Here is a 20,176-nt window from a genome sequence, read left to right as displayed (position 1 = left end):
ACCACCGAGAAAAGGATCGTCATGAACCAGCCCACCGACCCGCGTCCCGTCTATGCCGCTGCCACCAGCTGGACAGCGTCGCTGATGGAGCGCGTGGCCCCCGACCAGCTCCAGAACCGGACGCCGTGCACCAAGCTCGACGTGCAAGCGCTCTGTGGCCACCTGATCGGCACCGCACGCCGCGCCGAAGGACTGGCCGCCGGCGCAGACATCTTCGCCATCGACGGCTTTCCCGCCGTCCACGACGCTGCGACCTACGCCGACACCGTCGCTCACGCGATCGAACTCTGGTCCGACGACGCCAAACTCGGTGCCATGGTGAGCGTGCCGTGGGGCACCGTGCCCGGCGCCGGCGCACTCTGGGGCTATGTCAACGAGACATTGGTGCACGGCTGGGATCTGGCCGTCGCCATCGGCGCCGACCCCGAAGCCGACCCGGCCGTCGTCGCCCCCGCCCTCGCCGTGGCCCGCCAGTTCATCTCCGCCGACATCCGCGGCGACGACGCTGTGCCCTTCGGCCCCGTCGTCGAACCCCGCGACGGCGCCGGCCTGACCGAGCAACTGGCCAACTGGTCCGGGCGGCGATCCGAGAGTTGGGTGAGGCTCGCACGCTGATCCGATGTCGACGGCATCGCCGGTAGGAGGCCCACCCGGGACCTACCCGCGGCCCAACCAGTAGTGTGTGATCCGCCCGAGACCGGTGGCGACTACTTGTTGGTGCTGTTGTTCGCAAAGGGTGGACCAGTGATCGATGATCGCGCTCGAGCCGGCGGTGCGCCGAGCCGACGGCCCCAGCACGTGGGACGGTTCCGGTTCTTCTTCGACTCCCAGAACTGGGAATGGTCCGTGGAGGTCGCCGAGCTACACGGCTACCGGCCCGGCGAGGTCACCCCGACCACGGAACTCGTGGTCGGTCACAAGCACCCCGACGACCGTGAGTCTTTTCTCGCGATACTCGACGAGATGATCACCCGGCGAACGCCCTTCTCGAGTCGGCACCGGATCGTCGACCGCAAGGGAGACACCCACCATGTGGTGGTCATCGCCCAACCCCTCACCGACACCACTGGCACGGCCGTCGGAACCGAGGGCTTCTACCTCGACGTCAGCGACATCGAGGACGGGGTGAACGATCGGGTCGCGGCGCACGTGTCGAGGTTTCGTGAGCACAACGGGGTCATCGAACAGGCGAAGGGCATGATCATGCTCGCCTACGGGGTGGACGCCGACCGCGCCTTCGAGGTGCTGAAGTGGTTGTCGCAGAACGAGAACGTGAAGCTGCACGAACTGTGCCGCAACGTGGTCACCGGTGTGGATCGCCACGTCGTGCTCCCGGAGAACGAACGGCGCGCCTTCGACAACCTGCTGCTCACCGCCCATCAGGACAACCGGTAGTACCCACGCCCTGATCAGGCTGGCGGGTGATGCCCGATGACCGCACGCCCCGGCCGACGACACAGACGTTGCCCCCGGCCGGTCACGTCGCACCTCCGATGCGGTCTTCGCCTCGCTGGCCAATCACAACTACCGGCTGTACTTCTGCGGGCAGGCGCTGTCGCTGATCGGCACGTGGATGCAGGCCACCGCGCAGGCCTGGCTGGTGCTCACCCTCAGCGGTTCGGCGGCGGTCCTCGGTGTGGTCGTCGCACTGCAGGCGCTGCCGGTGTTGCTCCTCGGTCCGTATGCGGGCGTCGTCGCCGACCGGGTGGACCGGCGCAAGCTGATGATCGTCCTGCAGTCGGTCATGGGTTTACTCGCCGCGGTGCTCGCCGTGTTGGCCCTCGGCGGTTGGGTGCAGGTCTGGCAGGTGGCGGTGCTCGCGGTCCTCCTCGGGCTCAACAATGCCTTCGAGAATCCGGCCCGCCAGGCATTCATCCATCAGATCGTGGGCAATGACCTCATCCGCAATGCTGTCACCCTGAACTCGGTGCTGGTGAACGCGGCCCGCGCGATCGGGCCGGCCGCAGCCGGCGTCATCCTCGCGGCGGTCGGTGCCGGCTGGTGTTTCGCGATCAATGCGGCGAGCTTCGTGGCAGTGGTCGTCTCGTTGTGGATGATGCGCACCGACGAGATCGCCTACGAGGAACCCGTCGCCCGGGCAAAGGGGCAACTGCGCGAGGGACTGCGGTATGTGGGCGGCCGGCCCACGCTGTGGGTGCCGCTGGTGATGATGGCCATCGTCGCGCTGTTCTTCGTCGGGTGGCTGTCCGTCTCGTTCATGTCCACCGGCAACGCCACGCTGCAACTCGAATCGGAACCACAGATGCGTGGTCGCGTGATGGCGCTGTGGTCGGTGGCGTTCATGGGCTCGACCCCCATCGGCGGGCCGATCATCGGCGCGATCAGCGAATACGCCGGCGCCCGGGTCGCGCTCGGGGTGGGTGCTGCGGCCTGCTTTGTCGCCGCCGCCATGGCGTACACGGTCTTTCGGATCCGTACCCGCCAGCCGGCGCGGATCCGGCACATGTGACCCTGAGGGTGCCGACGAAGGGATCGTGATGCGTTATCGGGATGCGCCGAGTGTCGAAGTGTCCGAACTGATCCGGGGGGTGACGGCCGAGGACGCCTGGGCCGTGGTCACCGACATCGAACTGCCCACCCACACCGACGGCGAACTGGTGTCGGTGGACTGGGTCGGGTCGCCCGCCGAGGTCGTCGTCGGAGCCCGGTTCCGTGGCACCAACTCGGCCGACGGACTCGGCACCTGGACGGCCGAGTGCGTGATCACCGAGGTCGAACCCCCTCGACGCTGGACGTGGACGGCCGGCGGACCCACGGGTGAGCCGTGGGCGACGTGGGCCTTCGAGATCGACCGCGCCTCCGACGGTGTCATCGTGCGGCAATGGGCGCGCCTTGGGCCCGGTCCGTCCCGGTTGTCTCAGGTCATCGAGTCCAAGCCCGATCTCGAGGGGCGGATCATCGCTCGCCGGATGTCCGACTGGCGTCGGGGTATGCAGGCCAATCTCGACTGGGTTCGCGTCCGGCTGGAGTCCTGACCATACAAATCGTCGAATCCCGTCCGCCCCTGGATTCCTGAGACTAGGCTGTGTCACCGGTCACGATCTGGTGAACAACGGGGGGTATGTGATGAGGCGTCGCTGGGGTGCAGGTCATAGTCGGGGGCTGCGTGCAGCCGGGATGTTCGCGGTGGGCGCGGTGCTGGCGGCCACCGCGGTGACCGCAACGCCGGCCGCAGCTGCCACCCACTACTTCCCGGACATCTCCGAGGTGTCGGTGCCGCGTGCGGACTGCGGACCCGGCTCACTGCCCGAGCGCGGGCTGCAGGGCGACGTGAGCGCCGAGGACCGCAACTCCGGACGCAGTCGCCTCGGTTACCGCTGCAACATGAGCAAGGTCGGCAACCTGCGTGGTTCCGGCGGCGGGATCGTGTCGGCGACCTTCGAGCACTGCAGCTACACCGGCAGCCTCTTCCCGGGCAACAACGTCGTCCGGCAGCCCGGCGTACAGGTCATCGACGCGTCGAATCCTGCACGGCCCCGGGTGGTCGGTTCGCTCGCCGACACCGCGATGCGCGGCGGCACGTGGGAGACCCTGAAGGTCAACAAGAAACGCAAACTGCTCGCCGCCACCTCGGTGCCGCTGCTGTGGGGTGGCGGATTCTTCGCGGTCTACGACATCTCCGACTGCGAGCATCCGCGCCTGCTCAACCGTGGGCCCGGCATCGCCACCCCGCTCCCGTTCACCTCACATGAGGGCGGTTTCTCCCCCGACGGCCGTACCTACTGGGCATCGGGGATCTGGCCCGGACACCTCTCGGCCATCGACATCTCGAATCCGGCTGTGCCTCGGGTCATCTGGCAGGGGTTGCACGGTTTCCTCGGTCATGGCTTCGGGATGACGCCCGACGGCAACCGCATGTTCATCTCCAACGGGCTGGGCATCAACATCCTCGACACGCGCGCCATCCAGCGGCGCGCGCCCTATCCGCAGGTACCGGTGATCGCCACGTACCTGTGGCCCGACGGGCAGGTCAATCAGCACACCATCCCGGTGACCTATCGCGGTGTGTCACACATCATCACGGTCGACGAGCTCGGCTCCGGTGGCGTGAAGTTCTTCGACGTCACCGCACCCGATCGTCCGAAGTACGTGGCGCAGATCAAACTCGAGATCAATCTGCCGAAGAACCTCGACACCAATTTCCGGTCGGGCATGGGCGGCAGCGTGTTCAACAGCAATCCGCACTACTGCACCGTGGATCGGCCGGCCAACCCCACGGCGCTGGCCTGCTCCTGGGAATCGTCGGGCATCCGCGTCTTCGATATCCGAAACCTGAAGAGCATCAAGGAGATCGGCTACTACAATCCGCCGGCCCAGAAGAATGCGACCATCGCTGAGCTCCCCAACTCGCCGCACGTCCTGGCATCCATCTCAGGTGTTCCGGCGGTGGAATTCCTCAGCCTCGGTATGGCGATCCTGCACGGCAAGGTGTCGTTGCCGCAGATGATCGGACCGCGCTCCGGGATGATCATCGGTGGCGACATGGCCACCGACTGGTGCTCCTCACCACCGGAATGGCGCGGCAACCAGATCTGGACCACCTGCGCCGACGGCGGGTTCTACGCACTGGAACTGAGTCCTCGCGTGTACACCCCGCCGGCCGACCAGGATTCGACGATCGGATGACGAGTTCTCGCCCATCCGGTTCTCGGCTGTCCGGTCCACTGCGGATCGGTGGGCTGGTGGCCGTCGCGGTGCTGATTCTGGCCATCGGCGCCGTCGCGGGCGTGGCCTGGCAGTCGTCGCGCCACGCCGACGATCACGCCCCGAGTGCCGTCGACATCGGCTTCGCCCAGGACATGTCGACCCACCACGATCAGGCGATCCTGATGGCGCGCACCGTCTCCGGACTACCTGGGGTCTCCGGGGAGATCCGCGTCTTCGCCGACCGGCTCATCCTGTCGCAGAGCACCGAGACCGCCACCATGCGTGGCTGGCTGCAGTGGTTCGGTGAGCCGCTGAGCATCGACCGCCCGATGTCGTGGATGGATCACGGTGCGGCACATCATCATGGTGGCGTTCCTGCGGCATCCGCCGACGCCGCCGATGCCTCCGATCAGCCGCCGATGCCGGGTATGGCGAGCATCGACGAACTCGGCCGACTGTCCACCCTCACCGGCGGCGCGGCCGAGATCTACTTCCTGCAGTTGATGATCCGTCACCACCACGGCGGCCTCGAGATGGCGCAGGCCGCCTACAACGACGAGCGGGCGAGCGCCCCCACCAAGCAGTGGGCGCTGACCATGATCGGCGATCAGGGCGACGAGATCGGCCAGATGACGCTGATGCTCAAGGCACGCAACGCCGATCCGCTCCCGACCTAACCGCACCTCGTAGTAGAAGGTCACGCGAGGAGTGACCTTCTACTACGAATTCAGTCGGTCTTCCAGCGCAGCGTGAACAGCTCCCAGACCTCTTTCTGATCCGCAGCCCAGGGGTCGTACACGAAGGGCGCGTGACGTAACGCCATCCCGGCCTCGCGTGGGGTGCGGTCGGCTTTGAAGCCGTTGCAGGAGCGGCAGGCGGCGACGAGGTTCCCGAAGGTGCTCCGCCCGCCCCGCGACACCGGGACGATGTGGTCGACGGTGTCGGCCGGGCCCTCGCAGTAGGCGCAGATCCACTGATCGCGGCGCAGGATCGTCGGCGACGACGCGTAGGAGTCCATGGACTTGCCCGCGAACGGGCGGTAGGCGTTGCGCTTGATCGCGACGACCTTGTGGATCGGGAGGGTCAGCGTCGGCGAATGTACCTCGCGGACCAGGGGCGTGCCCTCGACGTTGCGGGCGACTTCGGCGGTGAGCAGGACGGCGGCCCGACGCCAGGTGACCCGCGCCAGGATCTGCAACCCGGCGTTGGTGACGAAGATGGTCATGGCTTCTCCTCGAGACGTGGCGAACTGGTGGTGCGCCAACGGTCTGGGATCAGCCTGGTAGGTCGATCCCGCGATTCTCGGCGCGAGCGGTGGTGGCTTCGATCAGACATTTCTCGTCCCGATCTCGGCTGCCGCCGGTCTCGTCGTCGACGAAGGACATCTGCGCCACCTCCTCTCGCTGGGTCGTGATCGTGCTGGGTGTTAGGGGTTGTGCCGACGACGATAGTCGGCGCGACGGATGACGCTAGCGCGACGGGCGGGTCATGCCCAAGTGAATTTTCCAGGTCGACCGAACAATCCCACCGATATCGTCAGTACATGACCGACCAGCGGCCCATCCGCGTCGCGGACACCACGGTGTCCGTTCTGCTGTTGGCCTGCCATGTCGCGATCGCCGGCGGTGTGCTGATCGTGACCTTCGCATCGGCGATGGGCACCGACGCCTGCGCCTACGAGGACTGCGGCAGTCCGCGATGGATCGACGCGGCGGCCTGGACGGGCATCCTGGGCAGTCTGGCACTACTGGCGGCGTCGTTGTTCCTGGTCATCCGTCGGGTGACTCACCGACACCGCGCGTTCCCGTTCGCGCTCGCCGGGTGTGTCCTCGAACTGTTGCTGATCCCGGTCGTCTTCGCCCTCGCGTCGCAGGCCGGGCCGATCAACTGAGATCTCCGGCCGTGTCGCGTCCCGGGTGACGAGGAACCTCACAGGTAGAGGGAGTACCCTCTCCGCGGGCACCCGGCCGAGAGACGGCCGGCGAGGGAGAGCGGAGGCCGATCATCGTCAGCGAGCGACGCGCAACGGTCACCGAGGACTATCTCGACCCCGACGAGCGTGACGACGGCGCATCGGCCCCGGCGACATCTACCCCGCCCGCGCCTGCGAAGAAGCCCGACAAGCATCTCTATCAGATCGACTTCGTCCGGCTGGTGACCTTCGCGTCGGTCATCCTCGATCACGTCATCCTCAACATCCCGCACATCGTCAACATGTCGACCGGTGCGGTCGGGCTGATGATGCGGTACACGCGGTATTCGTTCTTCGCGCTCACCGGCTTCGTCCTCACCTATCAGTACCGGGATCGCGAACTGAAGGCGTTGACCTTCTGGCGGCGCCGCTACAAACTCATCGGCCTGCCGTTCGTCACGTGGAGCCTGTTCTACTGGGTCTACGGCCGCTACATCGCCGGCGGCTGGACCGACCTGCGGGCGCTGTTCGATTCCGCCGCGTCGATCGGCCTGGCGCTGAAATCCATCTGCTACGACCTCATCACCGGCAACGCCTGGTATCACCTGTACTTCCTGTCGGTGAGCATGCAGATCTACCTGGTGTTCCCCGGCATCCTGTGGGTGTTGCGCCGCACCTGGGACTACCACCGTTATCTGCTCGTCGGGAGCTTCGCCTTCCACCTCGGGCTGATCTATCTGATGACCAGTCCGCCGGTGCCGTTCTTCGACCACGGCGTGCAGATGACCATCGCCCGCCACCTCGTGGCGACGATCCTGCCGTATCAGTTCTTCATCCTGGCCGGCTGTGTCGCCGCCATGCACTACCCCGCCTTCCAGCGGTTCATGGTGCGGTGGCGGCTGCCGGTGATCGTGGTGTCGGTTGCGGTGATCGCCGCGACGATCATCTACTTCGTGCACCAGGTGGACCTCGGCATCACCATCGAGCGGGCGTCGAACGTCTTCCTCGTGCACAACGTCTTCGCCTACATCGCGGTGATCCTGATCCTGTATTGCCTGGGCACCCTATGGCAGGACCGACGCCGGCCGGGTTCGGTGGCCGACGGGTTCATGCGGACCGCCGCGGACCGCTCCTTCGGGATCTACCTGGCGCATGCGCTGGCGTTGAGCGCTCTGATGCCGGTCATCACCAAGCACGCCGGCGGCGCGCCGTGGCCGTTGCTGCTGCTGTCCTTCGTCGGCACCGTGGTGCTGACGGTGTTCATCGTCGAGGTCCTGCGCCGCAGCCCCATCAGCCTGATCACCACCGGGCGCAATCGCATCGATTGGCGCACTCAGAACGCGGGACGTTCCCTGCTCGTCGGCGTGTTCGGGATCATCGTCGGTGCCGCGATCCGCATCCTGGTCGAGCCGCTACCCGGCAACCTGGTGATGGCCACCGGCGCGCTGCTGGTGGTGTCGGCGCTCGCGGTGTTCTGGCGGCGTTACCGCGACGGTGCCACGCCGGGCCCCACGACGCCCGAGGCAGGCAGCACCCCCAGCGTCACGAATTCGGCCACCGTCGAGGGCTGACGCAGAGCCGCGAGGACCAGGTCGGCGACGGCGGTCTTGCCCTGCGCGTTCGGGTGATAGGAAACCCCACCGGTACCGAAGCCGCTCAGCCACGGCGACTTCGAGCACACGCCATGTCCCGCGCCGGCCCGCGACGCACGAACCAGCACCGCATCCGAGGCCGCGGCCGCCCGGGCGGTCGCGGCGACCAGCGCGTCGTACACGCGGCGCGTGGAGATCGCCTGCGCGGGCGTCAACGCCAGCCCGGCGCATCGCTGGCCGACAGGCCCCAGCGGCAGATAGTCGACGATGACGACCAGCGCATGCGGTGCACGGGCGCGGACCGCGCCGACGGTCGCCGCGATGGACTGTTCGACGGCCACATAGTCACGGGCCACCGGCTCCGGGCGGATCGGTTTGGGGCGGGCACAAGCACGCACGGTCAGCGGGCTGATGTGGCGGGGATCGCTGTTGGCGCATCCCATCGCCAGCAGGCGTCCCATGTAGTCGAGGTCGTTGCCGCCGGTGGTGATCGTCACCAGGCGTGTGTCCGGGGTGACCGCGCTGATCTGCGGCATCCGCAGCGGCCGTTGCGGCACGCGCAGGATGTTCACCGTGCGCGCCCCACTGCACGAGGCGTCGGACAGCCGCATCCCGAGCGCAGCCGCCACCTGATGCGGATAGTTGTCCGCCGACCGCTGACACACGGTGTGCAGCCGCGACACCGCCGGCCCGGCTGCGTACGAACTGCCCAGGGACACGTACTTACTCAACGCATACACGTCCAGCACGGGGGTCTCCGCCCCGGACGCGGTGGTCCGTACCGGCGAGCTGGGCTCCGGCGTGACCCCGGAACCCGGGATCACCAGCGCCGCAGCCGCAGCCGCGGACACCGCGAGCGCGGCACCACGCGACCACCAGCGACGACGACTCATGCTGCACAGTTTCACATATCCGGGGTCACCTTCGACGATGCCGCCCCGGTATCGGTCCGGCCGACCGACAGTTCCTGGCTCACGCCGCTGGTCGACGCGGTCTCACCCTGCTGGGCGGTAGCCGCACGACGGGTCAGAAGATCTCCGGAAGATCCTTCGACACGGTGTTCGGGTACACCGCCGCTCTCTTCTCCAGGAAGGCGGTCACCCCTTCGTAAACGTCGCCCGATTGCCCGCGATAGTAGATCGCCTTGGAATCGGCGGTGTGCGCGTCCAGCGGGGACGGAGCACCGGCCATGCGCCACAACAGCTGTCGGGTCAGGGCCACCGACACCGGCGCGCTGTTGGCGGTCATCTCGCGGGCCACGGCGATCGCGGTGGACAACACCTCGTCCTTGGGGACGACCTGCTGCACCAGACCGTGCTCGAAAGCCTCGGTGACCGAGACCATCTGGGCGCCCATGGTCCAGCGCAACGCGGTCGGCAGACCCACCAGGCGCGGCAGGAACCAGCTCGACGCGGCTTCGGGGACCAGGCCGCGGGCGGCGAACACAAACCCGAATTTGGCGTCCTCCGAGGCGATTCGGGCGTCGGCAGGCAGGGTCATCGTCACCCCGACACCGGCCGAGGGACCATTGACCGCCACCACCACCGGCTTCAGCGACCGGAAGATCCGCAACGAGAGCCGCCCGCCCTCGTCGGGCGGCACCTCGTCGGTGATCCCGGACGCGTCGAAGGTGTCTCCCCCGCTGCCCAGGTCGGCGCCCGCGCAATACGCGCGACCGTTACCGGTGAGCACCACCGCGCGCACCGAGTCGTCGGCGTCGGTCTCGTCGAAGGCGTCGATCAGTGCCTGCCCCATCTGCACGGTGAAGGCGTTGAGGCGGTCGGGCCGGTTGAGCCGGATAATGGCGATCTCGTCGTCGCGTTCGACGATGATCGGCGCGGTATCGGAGTTCTCGGTACGTGACGTCACCCACACAACCTATCCGATGGACCGAGCGAGCGTTCCGACGGTTGGGTGGCCGGGCCGTACACAACAGCGGCACCACCCGAAGGTGGTGCCGCTGTGTGTCGGGGCGCTTATCGAGCTCAGCTCGACTCGCTGCCGCCCTCTCCTGCCTTGGTCAGCTCGACGGGAGCATCGGGGAACTCACGTGGCTTCTCCGAGCCGGTGAAGGTGAACTTGGCATCCTCACCGTCGTCCTCGCCGTCCCAGCCCTCGACGTCGACCAGCACGATCTGCCCGGCGCCGATCTCGTTGAACAGGATCTTCTCGGAGAGCTGATCCTCGATCTCACGCTGGATCGTGCGACGCAGCGGACGCGCACCGAGCACCGGGTCGAAGCCGCGCTTGGCGAGCAACGCCTTGGCCCGGTCGGTGAGCTCGAGTGCCATGTCCTTGTTCTTCAGCTGCGTCTCGACACGGTTGATCATCAGGTCAACCATCTGGATGATCTCGTCGCGCGTCAACTGGTGGAACACGATGACGTCGTCGATGCGGTTGAGGAACTCGGGACGGAAGTGCTTCTTCAATTCGTCGTTGACCTTGAGCTTCATCCGCTCGTAGTTCGACTGCGAATCGTCGCCCTTGGTGAAGCCCAGCCCGACGGCCTTGGAGATGTCGGAGGTACCGAGGTTCGAGGTGAAGATCAGCACGGTGTTCTTGAAGTCGACCGTGCGTCCCTGACCGTCGGTGAGCCGACCGTCTTCGAGGACCTGCAACAGGGTGTTGTAGATCTCCGAGTGCGCCTTCTCGATCTCGTCGAACAGCACCACCGAGAACGGCTTACGCCGCACCTTCTCGGTCAGCTGGCCACCCTCTTCGTAGCCGACGTAACCGGGAGGGGCACCGAACAGACGCGACGCGGTGAACCGGTCGTGGAACTCGCCCATGTCGATCTGGATGAGTGCGTCGTCCTCGCCGAACAGGAAGTTCGCCAGCGCCTTGGAGAGCTCGGTCTTTCCGACGCCGGACGGGCCGGCGAAGATGAACGAGCCCGACGGACGCTTGGGGTCCTTGAGTCCGGCGCGGGTACGGCGGATCGCCTTGGAGACGGCCTTGACCGCATCCTCCTGGCCGATGATCCGCTTGTGCAGCTCGTCCTCCATGCGGAGTAGACGGGTGGTCTCCTCCTCGGTGAGCTTGAACACCGGGATGCCGGTCCAGTTGCCCAGGACCTCGGCGATCTGCTCGTCGTCGACCTCGGCCACGACGTCCATATCGCCACTGCGCCATTGCTTTTCACGCTCGGCACGCTCGGCGACGAGTTGTTTCTCCTTGTCCCGGAGGCTGGCGGCCTTCTCGAAGTCCTGCGCGTCGATCGCGGACTCCTTCTCCTTGCGGGCATCAGCGATGCGCTCGTCGAACTCGCGCAGGTCCGGCGGCGCGGTCATCCGGCGGATGCGCATCCGCGCGCCCGCCTCGTCGATGAGGTCGATCGCCTTGTCCGGCAGGAACCGGTCGTTGATGTAGCGGTCGGCCAGCGTCGCCGCGGCCACCAGGGCTCCGTCGGTAATGGACACCCGGTGGTGGCTCTCGTAGCGGTCGCGCAGCCCCTTGAGGATCTCGATGGTGTGCTCCACCGACGGCTCGCCGACCTGCACCGGCTGGAACCGGCGCTCGAGAGCGGCGTCCTTCTCGATGTACTTGCGGTACTCGTCGAGCGTGGTGGCACCGATGGTCTGCAGCTCACCGCGAGCCAGCTTCGGCTTGAGGATGGACGCCGCGTCGATCGCGCCCTCGGCGGCACCCGCGCCGACGAGCGTGTGCAGCTCGTCGATGAACAGGATGATGTCGCCGCGGGTGTTGATCTCCTTGAGCACCTTCTTCAGGCGCTCCTCGAAGTCACCGCGGTAGCGGCTGCCCGCCACCAGCGACCCGAGGTCGAGGGTGTAGAGCTGCTTGTCCTTGAGCGTCTCGGGCACCTGGCCGTTGACGATGGCCTGCGCGAGACCCTCGACGACGGCGGTCTTGCCGACGCCGGGCTCGCCGATCAGCACCGGGTTGTTCTTGGTGCGGCGGCTCAGCACCTGCATGACCCGCTCGATTTCCTTCTCGCGGCCGATGACGGGGTCGAGTTTGCCCTCGCCCGCGGCGGCGGTCAGGTTCCGGCCGAACTGGTCGAGCACGAGCGAGGTCGACGGGGTGCCGGACTCGCTGCTGCGACCGCCGGTGCCGGCTTCCTGCGGCTCCTTGCCCTGGTAGCCACTCAGCAGCTGAATGACCTGCTGGCGGACCCGGTTGAGGTCAGCGCCCAGCTTCACCAGGACCTGCGCGGCCACGCCCTCGCCCTCACGGATGAGGCCGAGGAGGATGTGCTCGGTGCCGATGTAGTTGTGGCCGAGCTGTAAGGCCTCACGCAGCGACAACTCGAGGACCTTCTTGGCGCGCGGCGTGAACGGGATGTGTCCCGACGGCGCCTGCTGCCCCTGGCCGATGATCTCCTCGACCTGGCTGCGAACGCCTTCCAGGGAGATCCCGAGTGATTCGAGCGCCTTGGCGGCCACGCCCTCGCCCTCGTGGATGAGGCCGAGGAGGATGTGCTCGGTTCCGATGTAGTTGTGGTTGAGCATCCGCGCCTCTTCTTGGGCCAGAACCACAACCCGTCGCGCGCGGTCGGTGAACCGTTCGAACATTGTTCTCCCTCACATTGCTAGCGCCCCGGCCGCCGTGTCAGACGCGTCAGCGACAACATGGTGTGCGAATCATGCACTTCCCGACGACCAGCCTGCTTCCACTCTAGTGGTCGTCGGGAGTGCACCTATGGTTAACGTCCGTCCAGATGATGGCGGACATCGGGTGCGACAGGGGTCTGCCGGGTACAACCGCGCAGGCTGCGGCGCTGTTCCCCGTTGGCTACGCCCAGAGCGAACGCCCGCGAGGCGCCCCGGATTCCCGCGTTCTCGCCGGTCGGAGGGTTCGACGACGCTCAGTTGCGCAGCACCGAGAGCACGTTGCCGGATGGATCGGTGAACCAGGCGAGGTCGGGTCCGCCGTGCGCACCGGAACCGACGATGCCGCGTTCGTCGTGATCGAAACCGTCGTAGCGCAGGAACGCGACGCCTTTGGCGGTGAGGTCGTCGACGGCGGCCTCGAGATCAGGGACCGGGATGTTGAGGATCGTGTAGGTGGCGGGTTCGTGATCGGGCTTGGGGTACACCATCACGGTGGTCTGACGGTTGATCCGGATCCCCAAGATGCCCATCGGGAACCGCAGCACACGCATCCCGAGCACATCCCGGTAGAACGTCTCCGCGGCGTCGAGGTCACGCACCGCGAAGCCACTGAACGCGGACTCCGGTTGGCTCATCTCGACCTCGTGCTCGTCGGAGAGCCGCAGGATCTGCAGCCAGTTGCCGTCGGGGTCGGCGACGGTGCCGAAGAAGCTGCCGTCGCGATTCTCAAGCGGGCTGATCCACTCGGCCCCGAGGTCGTCGAGGCGCTGCGCGGTGGCCTGCGGGTCGTCGACCTCGACGTTCAAGATGGCCCGTGCCCCGCCGGTGTTGCGGCCGGACACGTCGTCACGTTTGTCGAACATCAGGTAGAAGCCGTCGAGGGCGATCACGCGGTACGACGCACCGGGGTCACCGGGCGTCGTCTGCGGGGCGGCCTCGAAAGCGGCCGCGTACCACTCGCACAATCGGGCGGGATCGTCGGTGGACAGGAGCATGGAGTTGATCGTTGCGGTTGCCATACCGGGATAGACCGCTGCGCCCCGCGAAACTCATCGACGGGGCGCAGCGATGGTGGATCACTCGATGGTGAAGGTGGACTGCCCGGTACGACCAGAGACCCGGTCGGTGACGGTCGCGGTGTAGCGGCCGGTTTGGGTGACAACCGGCCCATCGCCATACCCGCTGCACTTGGCAGTCTTGTACACGTCGGTGTTCTGCGGTCCGCTGACTCGCAACTCGATTCGGCAGTTGTCGGCTCGGTTCTCGCCGCCGGCCGACGTCACGGCGTTGTACTTGACCGACACCCGGAATTTCCCTTTTGTCATGGCGTACAGATCGGGACCGAGCTTCCGGCCATACTGATTCCCCGGGCCGCGATACACCCCGGTCGTCACCTGAACTGCGGTCACCCCGTTGGACGCCGGCCCCGGATTGGCCGGCCCGCCGCCGTTTCCGCCGTCACTGGATCCCGCCAGCAGGGTGGCGATCAGATCGGACAACGGGTCGGCCGAGGCGGGCGTCGCCGCGACGGTGGTGGCAATACCGCAGCTCACCAGAGCGGCCGCTGCGACAGATATGAGTTTGCGTTTCACGTTTCACACCTCAAGGGTTTCGATAGCGGAATGGCGATGGAGTGGGTCGTCCCCGACGCGGCCACGCTATCGAGGACCGAGGGGCCGAAGCATCACCCGTTTGGACGAAAAACCCTTGTTTCCACCCCCTTTCGTACGAACGGGCGACACGGAAGTGAACACGGTGCCAATCACGGCGCGCGAGTACCAGGATTCGACAGCGCCACGACGATCGTGAGCGTCATGACCGACAGCACGGCCCATCCGAGCCGGGCGAAGCGCAGGGCCGAGGACACCGGCTTTCCCCGTGGCCCGGCCGACGACCGAGACGATGCCACGGGCCGGGACTCGGGCCGGGACTCGGGTCGGGACTCGGGTCGGGGCAGCACCGGCATGGCGCCGGCTTCGGACGGCCGGGGATGTGGTGGGCGCGGGTGATACGGACGGGGGTGTTGCGGGTCCGGCACGATCCACGGGTTGCCGCGTTCGCGTGCCCGCCGGGCCACCTCACCGGCAGTGAGACGCGTACTGGCCGGCGGACCGCCCGCACGTCCGACACCGCGCCCGCCGGGCCCTGCGGTCGCGGATCTCCGGCCCTGCGACCGCGACCTTTCCGGGAACGGACGCATTCGTCACCTCCCTCATCCACCCGTATCTCCCCACGCCGAGATCACCTCCAGTCAGCGTGACGACGATCAACGTATGCCGGATCGCTATGAACGTCCTGAGGGAGCCGCATTTCGGGCGAATGACCCATCGGCCAGGCGACACTCAGGTGATCGCAAAGGAATCGACGATGCGGTCGAGCACCACCGTCACCTCGGCGACGGCCTGTTGGCGGTCGGCGGCCGCGGCGACATAGAGCGCGGACTCGTCGAGCGCTCCGATGGCGACGTGCGCGATCGGCCGGATGGGCTGATCGGCCATCTGCCCCAGTTCGATGGACGCCTGCAGCAGTCCCTCGATCAGGGCGAAGCCGAACTCTTCACCGCGCGCACGCCACTCCTGCCAGCCGAGGACCGAGGGGGCATCCACGAGGCCGATACGATGACGCACCGGATCGGTGAAGACCTCGAGAAACGCCCGGATGCCGACCTTGAGCGCGGCGATCGGGTCGGTGGGCGCGAGGTCGGTCATCGCGTCGGCGCAGAGTGCGACCACCTCCTGCTCCAGTGCATCGAATACCGCCGTGAACAGCCCCTTCTTGTCCCCGAACTGGTGATAGAGCGCTCCGCGGGTGACCCCGGCGGCCTCGACGATGACTTGGGTGCCGACCGAGGCGTAACCGTGTTCGCCGAAGAGTTCGCGACCGGCACCGATGAGGGCGGCGCGAGTCGCCGCGGTGCGCTCTGCCTGGGTCCGACGGTTGACTTTCATACAGCCTGCACGTAACTTTCATACCGAGTGTTTGTAAGTGACCTCGACCAGCCTACGACGGAGGCGGCCATGACCACCATCGAACTCCCCTCGGCGACCATCGAGTTCGAGGAATTCGGTCCCGCGGATTCGCCGCATCCACCGGTCGTATTCGTGCATGGGGTGGTGGTCGACGGACGGATGTGGACCGCAGTCGCCCAGCGTCTCGCCGAAGACGGGTTCCGTTGCCTGGTACCAACCCTCCCGCTCGGCGCACATCGCATCCCGTGGGGTCCCGCGGCCGACCGCAGCCCGCGCGGCGCGGCGCACATTGTCGCCGAGTTCATCGCCGAATTACGGCTGAATGAACCGACTCTCGTCGGATGCGATACCGGTGGCGCGATCTGCCAGTTCGCGCTCGACGGGGACCCGACCCTGGCCGGGCGCGTGGTGTTCACCAATTGCGATGCGTTCGAACAGTTTCCACCGCAGCCCTATCCTGTCGTCTTCGCCCTTCTCCGACGCCCCGGCCTGACGCGGCGGCTTGCCGGACTCCTCCAGAGGTCGCGTGCCCTGCGGCACTCGCCGCTCGGATTCGGGCTGCTGGTCACCGATCCCGATCCCGACCTGTCCGCGTCGATCCTCGACCCGCTGCGCACCGATGAGCGCGTCCGCGACGACCTCGCCGCCTTCCTGCGCGCCATCGACAAGCGTGAACTCGCCGCGCTCACAGCACGATTGGCCGCGGTGACGGTACCGGTATCGGTGGTGTGGGGCACCGCCGACCGGGCTTTCCGTCCGCCGCTGGGCCGCCGCCTGGCCGCCGTGTTCCCCGACGCGACATTCACCGAGGTCCCGGGCGCGCGGACCTTCGTCGCCATGGACCGGCCGCAGGCCGTCGTTGCGGCCATCGTCGACATCGGCACCCGAGGGTCGTCGGCCAACGGTGGCCCGAGCACCGCCGCTCATGACTGAGACGCTCTACATCGACGGCCGGTGGCGGGCCGCCGCATCGGGTGAGACGCGGGAAATACGCTGCCCGGCAGATCTTTCCGTCGTCGGCCTGGTTGCCGAGGCCGACTCCCTGGACACCGAGGAGGCGATCGGTGCGGCCCGCCGCGCCTTCGACGACGGGCCGTGGCCGCACACCCCGGCCGCCGAGCGGGGCGCCCTTCTGCTTCGGGTTGCCGACGAGATCGAGAGCCGCCGAACAGAATTCGCCCGGGCAGAGTCCCTTGACACCGGTAAACGTCTGCGCGAGTCGGACATCGACATGTCTGACATCGCCCACTGTTTCCGCTACTTCGGCGCACTCGCCGGCGACGACACCACGCGGGTCGTCGACGCCGGATCACCGGACATCGACTCTCGCATCGTCTACGAGCCGGTCGGGGTGTGCGGTCTGATCACGCCGTGGAATTACCCACTGCTGCAAGCGGCATGGAAGATCGCACCCGCGCTGGCGGCCGGCAACACCTTTGTGCTGAAACCGGCCGAACTCACGCCGCACACCGCCATCCTGCTGATGAGCGTCTTCGCCGACCTGAACCTGCCGCCGGGCGTCGCGAACCTGATTCTCGGCGCCGGGGCCATCGCGGGTGCGCCGTTGGCCTCGCATCCCGACGTGGACCTCGTGTCGTTCACCGGCGGGCTGGCCACCGGCCGGGTCATCGCACGCGAGGCCGCGGCCACCGTGAAGAAGGTCGCTCTCGAACTCGGCGGCAAGAACCCGAATGTCGTCTTCGCCGACGCCTGCGACACTCCGGACCGGCTCGCCATCTCCGTCGACAATGCCCTCAACGCCGCGTTCCTGCACTCCGGCCAGGTCTGTTCGGCAGGCGCCCGACTCGTGATCGAGGCGTCGGCGCATGACCGCTTCGTCGACGAACTCGTCCGTCGTGCCGCACGGATTCGGCTCGGGCGGCCGTTCGCGGACGGCACCGAGACCGGCCCACTGATCTCCTCGGCACACCGCGACAAGGTCCACGCCTACGTCGAGCAGGCCCGCGCCGAGGGCGCCGACATCCGGACCGGAGGCGCCTTCGCCACCGGCGACCAGGGGTCCGGGTCACTCGACGACGGCTGGTTCTATCTGCCGACCGTCATCGACAATGCCCGCCGCGACATGGCCTGTGTGCACGACGAGGCCTTCGGGCCGACGGTCACCGTGGAGACCTTCACCGATGAGGACGAGGCCGTTCGCATTGCCAACGACACCGAATACGGGCTGGCCGGGGCGGTGTGGTCGTCGGATACCGCCCGGGCACGTCGGGTCGCCGACCGCCTTCGCCACGGCACCGTGTGGGTTAACGACTTCGGGCCGTACCTGCCGCAGGCCGAGTGGGGCGGGTTCAAACGCTCGGGCGTGGGCCGTGAACTCGGGCCGTCGGGTCTCGACGAGTATCGCGAGGCCAAACACGTCTACGAGAACCGTCGGCCCGGGGTGACGGGCTGGTTCGGCGTGCGCTGACACGCCCGGCGAGAAATTCTTCCCAATCCGGCGTCGGATTCCGGGCCCCGCACACGACGATAGAGACGTGAGCAGTGACCACACGGTCTCCCGCAGCGGCCCGGACGGGCTGCTGGCGGTCTACGACGAGGCGCTTCCGGCGGTGTACGGCTTCGTCGTGCGCCGCTGCCGTGATCGTGCGGTCGCCGAGGACGTGACCTCGGAGACCTTCCTGGCGGCGATGGACACCGTCCGCCGCGACGAGTCCACCGAACCGTCGACGCCGTGGTTGATCGGGATCGCACGCCACAAGCTGGCCGATCACTGGCGGCGGATGCAGCGCACACCGGAGCCGGTGGATGATCTTCCCGAATCCGCCGACGACGCGTGGGACGCCCATCTCGACGCGATGGTGGCCCACCACACCCTCGCCACACTCTCGCCGATCCATCGCAGCGCACTCACTCTGCGCTACGTCGACGATCTGCCGGTGGCGGAGTGTGCGGAGATCCTCGATCGCACCGTCGGCGCCACCGAGGCACTGCTCACCCGGGCCAAGCGCGCCTTTCGTGCCGCCTACCCGGATCACCAACCCGATCAGACAACGTCGAGCCGGAGAGGAGGTCACGCATGAACAGCACCGAGTACCCGGACCCGACCGGCGACCCGTTGCGCATCCTGCGCGCCGCGGATACCCCTGGCTTCGACGACCCCGTCGCACCTGACCCGGATTTCGCCCGCGCACTGCGTGATCGGCTCTCCCGCGGCGCGACCCTACCGAAGGAAGTCATCGTGAGCACAGTGGAAACGATCTCTGACACAACAGTTTCGGTCTCCTCCACCGTGGAACGCCCCGGCGCTCTCCCCTATCTCACCGTCGTCGACGCGCGCCGTGCCATCGACTGGTACGTCGACCATCTCGGCGCCCGGCTGCGTGGTGAACCGATCGTCATGGACGACGGTTCGATCGGTCACGCCGAACTCGAGATGGGTGACGGCGTCATCTATCTGGCCACCGAGTTCCCCGACATGGGGCTGCGGGCCCCGGCGCCCGGCCACGTCTCGGTGAGCCTGATGTTGCCGGTTGCCGACACCGACGCCGCCATGGCACGCGCTGAGCAGGGCGGCGGGTCGGTCACCCGGGAACCGTACGAGGCCTACGGCGCTCGGACCGGGACCATCGTCGACCCCTTCGGCCATCGCTGGATGCTGACGGGACCATCGAAAGTCGGTGCGGCCGAACGGATTCATCCGGGCGACATCGTCTACATGTCCCTGCAGACCCCCGACGCAGCGCGCGCTGCCCGCTTCTACGGTGCGGTGCTCGGCTGGGAGTACGACCCCCAGACTCGTCAGGTCACCAATCTCGGTCACCGACTTGGCATCTCGAACGCCGCCGGCTACGGCTCCAACACCCTGTTCTGCGTGTACGCGGTGGACGACTTCGCCTCCGCGCAGGCCGCCATCGTCGCCGCCGGCGGCCGGGCAGGCAACATCGGCGAGGTGTCGGCCGACGGAGCACGCGTCGTCGATGCCGTCGACAACCAGGGGGTTGCCTTCGCGGTTCATGTCCCCGACCCAGGGGCACCGCGAGGCGCGCAACACCCGCGGGGCATCGGCGAGATGTCGTACTTGACGGTGCACACCCCCGACAGTGCGCATTATCGAGCCTTCTACGGCGCGGTGCTCGGCTGGGACTTCCGTCCCGGACGCATCGACGACGGCTGGGAGGTCACCGATGTGCGGCCGCAGATCGGTGTCGCCGGCGGCGCCGATTCTGCTGTCGCAGTGCCCATGTGGAACACCGACGACGTGGCCGCCGCCGTGCAGCGGGTCCGCGCCGCCGGCGGGCAGGTTCTCGACGAACCAGAACGTGCACCGTACGGCATCACCGCCCGCTGCACCGACGACCAGGGTGCGGAATTCTATCTGGGACAACTCTTCTGACCGGAACACCTGACTGGTTGATCCGCACCCACCGACACGGTTGACTCGCGAGTGGTTTCGATACGCCTCCGCTAGCGCTCCGGCTACTCAACCAGCACGAGGGAAGCGAC

19 protein-coding genes are annotated in these 20,176 nt (G+C 67.3%); 12 read left to right on the top strand and 7 right to left on the bottom strand.

Annotated features, from left to right (window positions below; genetic code table 11):
* Positions 1–21 precede the first annotated feature (21 nt).
* The 6 genes from GBRO_RS04315 to GBRO_RS04290 all read left to right on the top strand — a co-directional run bounded on the left by GBRO_RS04315 (position 22) and on the right by GBRO_RS04290 (position 5,345).
* Positions 22–615 carry a TIGR03086 family metal-binding protein gene (locus GBRO_RS04315; RefSeq protein ID WP_012832767.1) on the top strand — a complete coding sequence of 198 codons (594 nt, stop codon included), beginning with the start codon at positions 22–24 and terminating at the stop codon, positions 613–615.
* Positions 616–744: 129 nt separating this feature from the next.
* Complete coding sequence (locus tag GBRO_RS04310) at positions 745–1,395, top strand: PAS and ANTAR domain-containing protein (protein WP_041920222.1); 651 nt, start codon at positions 745–747, stop codon at positions 1,393–1,395.
* 115 nt (positions 1,396–1,510) lie between these two features.
* Positions 1,511–2,470, top strand: a complete 960-nt coding sequence (locus GBRO_RS04305) for an MFS transporter (protein WP_041919724.1) — start codon at positions 1,511–1,513, stop codon at positions 2,468–2,470.
* A gap of 28 nt (positions 2,471–2,498) precedes the next feature.
* Positions 2,499–2,996 carry an SRPBCC family protein gene (locus GBRO_RS04300; protein WP_012832764.1) on the top strand — a complete coding sequence of 166 codons (498 nt, stop codon included), beginning with the start codon at positions 2,499–2,501 and terminating at the stop codon, positions 2,994–2,996.
* A 142-nt stretch (positions 2,997–3,138) separates the two neighbouring features.
* Positions 3,139–4,647 (top strand): LVIVD repeat-containing protein, encoded by a 1,509-nt coding sequence (locus GBRO_RS04295; protein WP_012832763.1) that lies wholly within the window; start codon positions 3,139–3,141, stop codon positions 4,645–4,647.
* Positions 4,644–5,345, top strand: a complete 702-nt coding sequence (locus tag GBRO_RS04290; protein ID WP_012832762.1) for a DUF305 domain-containing protein — start codon at positions 4,644–4,646, stop codon at positions 5,343–5,345. The genes GBRO_RS04295 and GBRO_RS04290 overlap by 4 nt, the downstream gene beginning before the upstream one ends.
* Positions 5,346–5,395: 50 nt before the next feature.
* Here the strand turns inward: GBRO_RS04290 and GBRO_RS04285 are convergent, their stop codons facing one another.
* Positions 5,396–5,893: an HNH endonuclease gene (locus tag GBRO_RS04285; protein WP_012832761.1), complete on the bottom strand. Its 498-nt coding sequence runs from the start codon at positions 5,891–5,893 to the stop codon at positions 5,396–5,398.
* 318 nt (positions 5,894–6,211) lie between these two features.
* On the opposite strand from GBRO_RS04285, the gene GBRO_RS04280 reads away from it, so the two are divergent.
* Complete coding sequence (locus GBRO_RS04280; protein ID WP_012832759.1) at positions 6,212–6,559, top strand: hypothetical protein; 348 nt, start codon at positions 6,212–6,214, stop codon at positions 6,557–6,559.
* Between the two features lie 263 nt (positions 6,560–6,822).
* A complete protein-coding gene (locus GBRO_RS04275; protein ID WP_012832758.1) occupies positions 6,823–8,151 on the top strand; it encodes an acyltransferase family protein in 1,329 nt (442 codons plus the stop codon).
* Here the strand turns inward: GBRO_RS04275 and GBRO_RS04270 are convergent.
* The 6 genes from GBRO_RS04270 to GBRO_RS04245 form a co-directional block, all read right to left on the bottom strand.
* Positions 8,064–9,065 (bottom strand): SGNH/GDSL hydrolase family protein, encoded by a 1,002-nt coding sequence (locus GBRO_RS04270; protein WP_012832757.1) that lies wholly within the window; start codon positions 9,063–9,065, stop codon positions 8,064–8,066. The two genes, GBRO_RS04275 and GBRO_RS04270, sit on opposite strands and share 88 nt — an antisense overlap.
* A gap of 133 nt (positions 9,066–9,198) precedes the next feature.
* On the bottom strand, positions 9,199–10,047 hold the full coding sequence (locus tag GBRO_RS04265; protein ID WP_012832756.1) for an enoyl-CoA hydratase-related protein: 849 nt from the start codon (positions 10,045–10,047) through the stop codon (positions 9,199–9,201).
* A 110-nt stretch (positions 10,048–10,157) separates the two neighbouring features.
* Complete coding sequence (locus GBRO_RS04260) at positions 10,158–12,704, bottom strand: ATP-dependent Clp protease ATP-binding subunit (protein WP_012832755.1); 2,547 nt, start codon at positions 12,702–12,704, stop codon at positions 10,158–10,160.
* 293 nt (positions 12,705–12,997) lie between these two features.
* The gene (locus GBRO_RS04255; protein WP_012832754.1) at positions 12,998–13,762 is read right to left on the bottom strand and encodes a VOC family protein; all 765 of its coding nucleotides are present in this window, start codon (positions 13,760–13,762) and stop codon (positions 12,998–13,000) included.
* A gap of 57 nt (positions 13,763–13,819) precedes the next feature.
* Positions 13,820–14,335, bottom strand: a complete 516-nt coding sequence (locus GBRO_RS04250) for a hypothetical protein (protein WP_012832753.1) — start codon at positions 14,333–14,335, stop codon at positions 13,820–13,822.
* A 750-nt stretch (positions 14,336–15,085) separates the two neighbouring features.
* A complete protein-coding gene (locus GBRO_RS04245) occupies positions 15,086–15,691 on the bottom strand; it encodes a TetR/AcrR family transcriptional regulator (protein WP_012832751.1) in 606 nt (201 codons plus the stop codon).
* A gap of 69 nt (positions 15,692–15,760) precedes the next feature.
* On the opposite strand from GBRO_RS04245, the gene GBRO_RS04240 reads away from it, so the two are divergent.
* The 4 genes from GBRO_RS04240 (at position 15,761) to GBRO_RS04225 (ending at position 20,066) form a co-directional block, all read left to right on the top strand.
* Complete coding sequence (locus GBRO_RS04240; RefSeq protein ID WP_012832750.1) at positions 15,761–16,645, top strand: alpha/beta fold hydrolase; 885 nt, start codon at positions 15,761–15,763, stop codon at positions 16,643–16,645.
* Complete coding sequence (locus GBRO_RS04235; RefSeq protein WP_012832749.1) at positions 16,638–18,140, top strand: aldehyde dehydrogenase family protein; 1,503 nt, start codon at positions 16,638–16,640, stop codon at positions 18,138–18,140. The genes GBRO_RS04240 and GBRO_RS04235 overlap by 8 nt, the downstream gene beginning before the upstream one ends.
* A 67-nt stretch (positions 18,141–18,207) precedes the next feature.
* Positions 18,208–18,753 carry an RNA polymerase sigma factor gene (locus GBRO_RS04230; RefSeq protein WP_012832748.1) on the top strand — a complete coding sequence of 182 codons (546 nt, stop codon included), beginning with the start codon at positions 18,208–18,210 and terminating at the stop codon, positions 18,751–18,753.
* Complete coding sequence (locus GBRO_RS04225; RefSeq protein WP_012832747.1) at positions 18,750–20,066, top strand: VOC family protein; 1,317 nt, start codon at positions 18,750–18,752, stop codon at positions 20,064–20,066. The genes GBRO_RS04230 and GBRO_RS04225 overlap by 4 nt, the downstream gene beginning before the upstream one ends.
* Positions 20,067–20,176 lie beyond the last annotated feature (110 nt).

Origin of the sequence: Gordonia bronchialis DSM 43247, assembly GCF_000024785.1 — a bacterium.
GTDB classification, from domain to species: Bacteria; Actinomycetota; Actinomycetes; order Mycobacteriales; family Mycobacteriaceae; genus Gordonia; species Gordonia bronchialis.
This window is presented reverse-complemented; position numbering and strand designations above follow the sequence as displayed.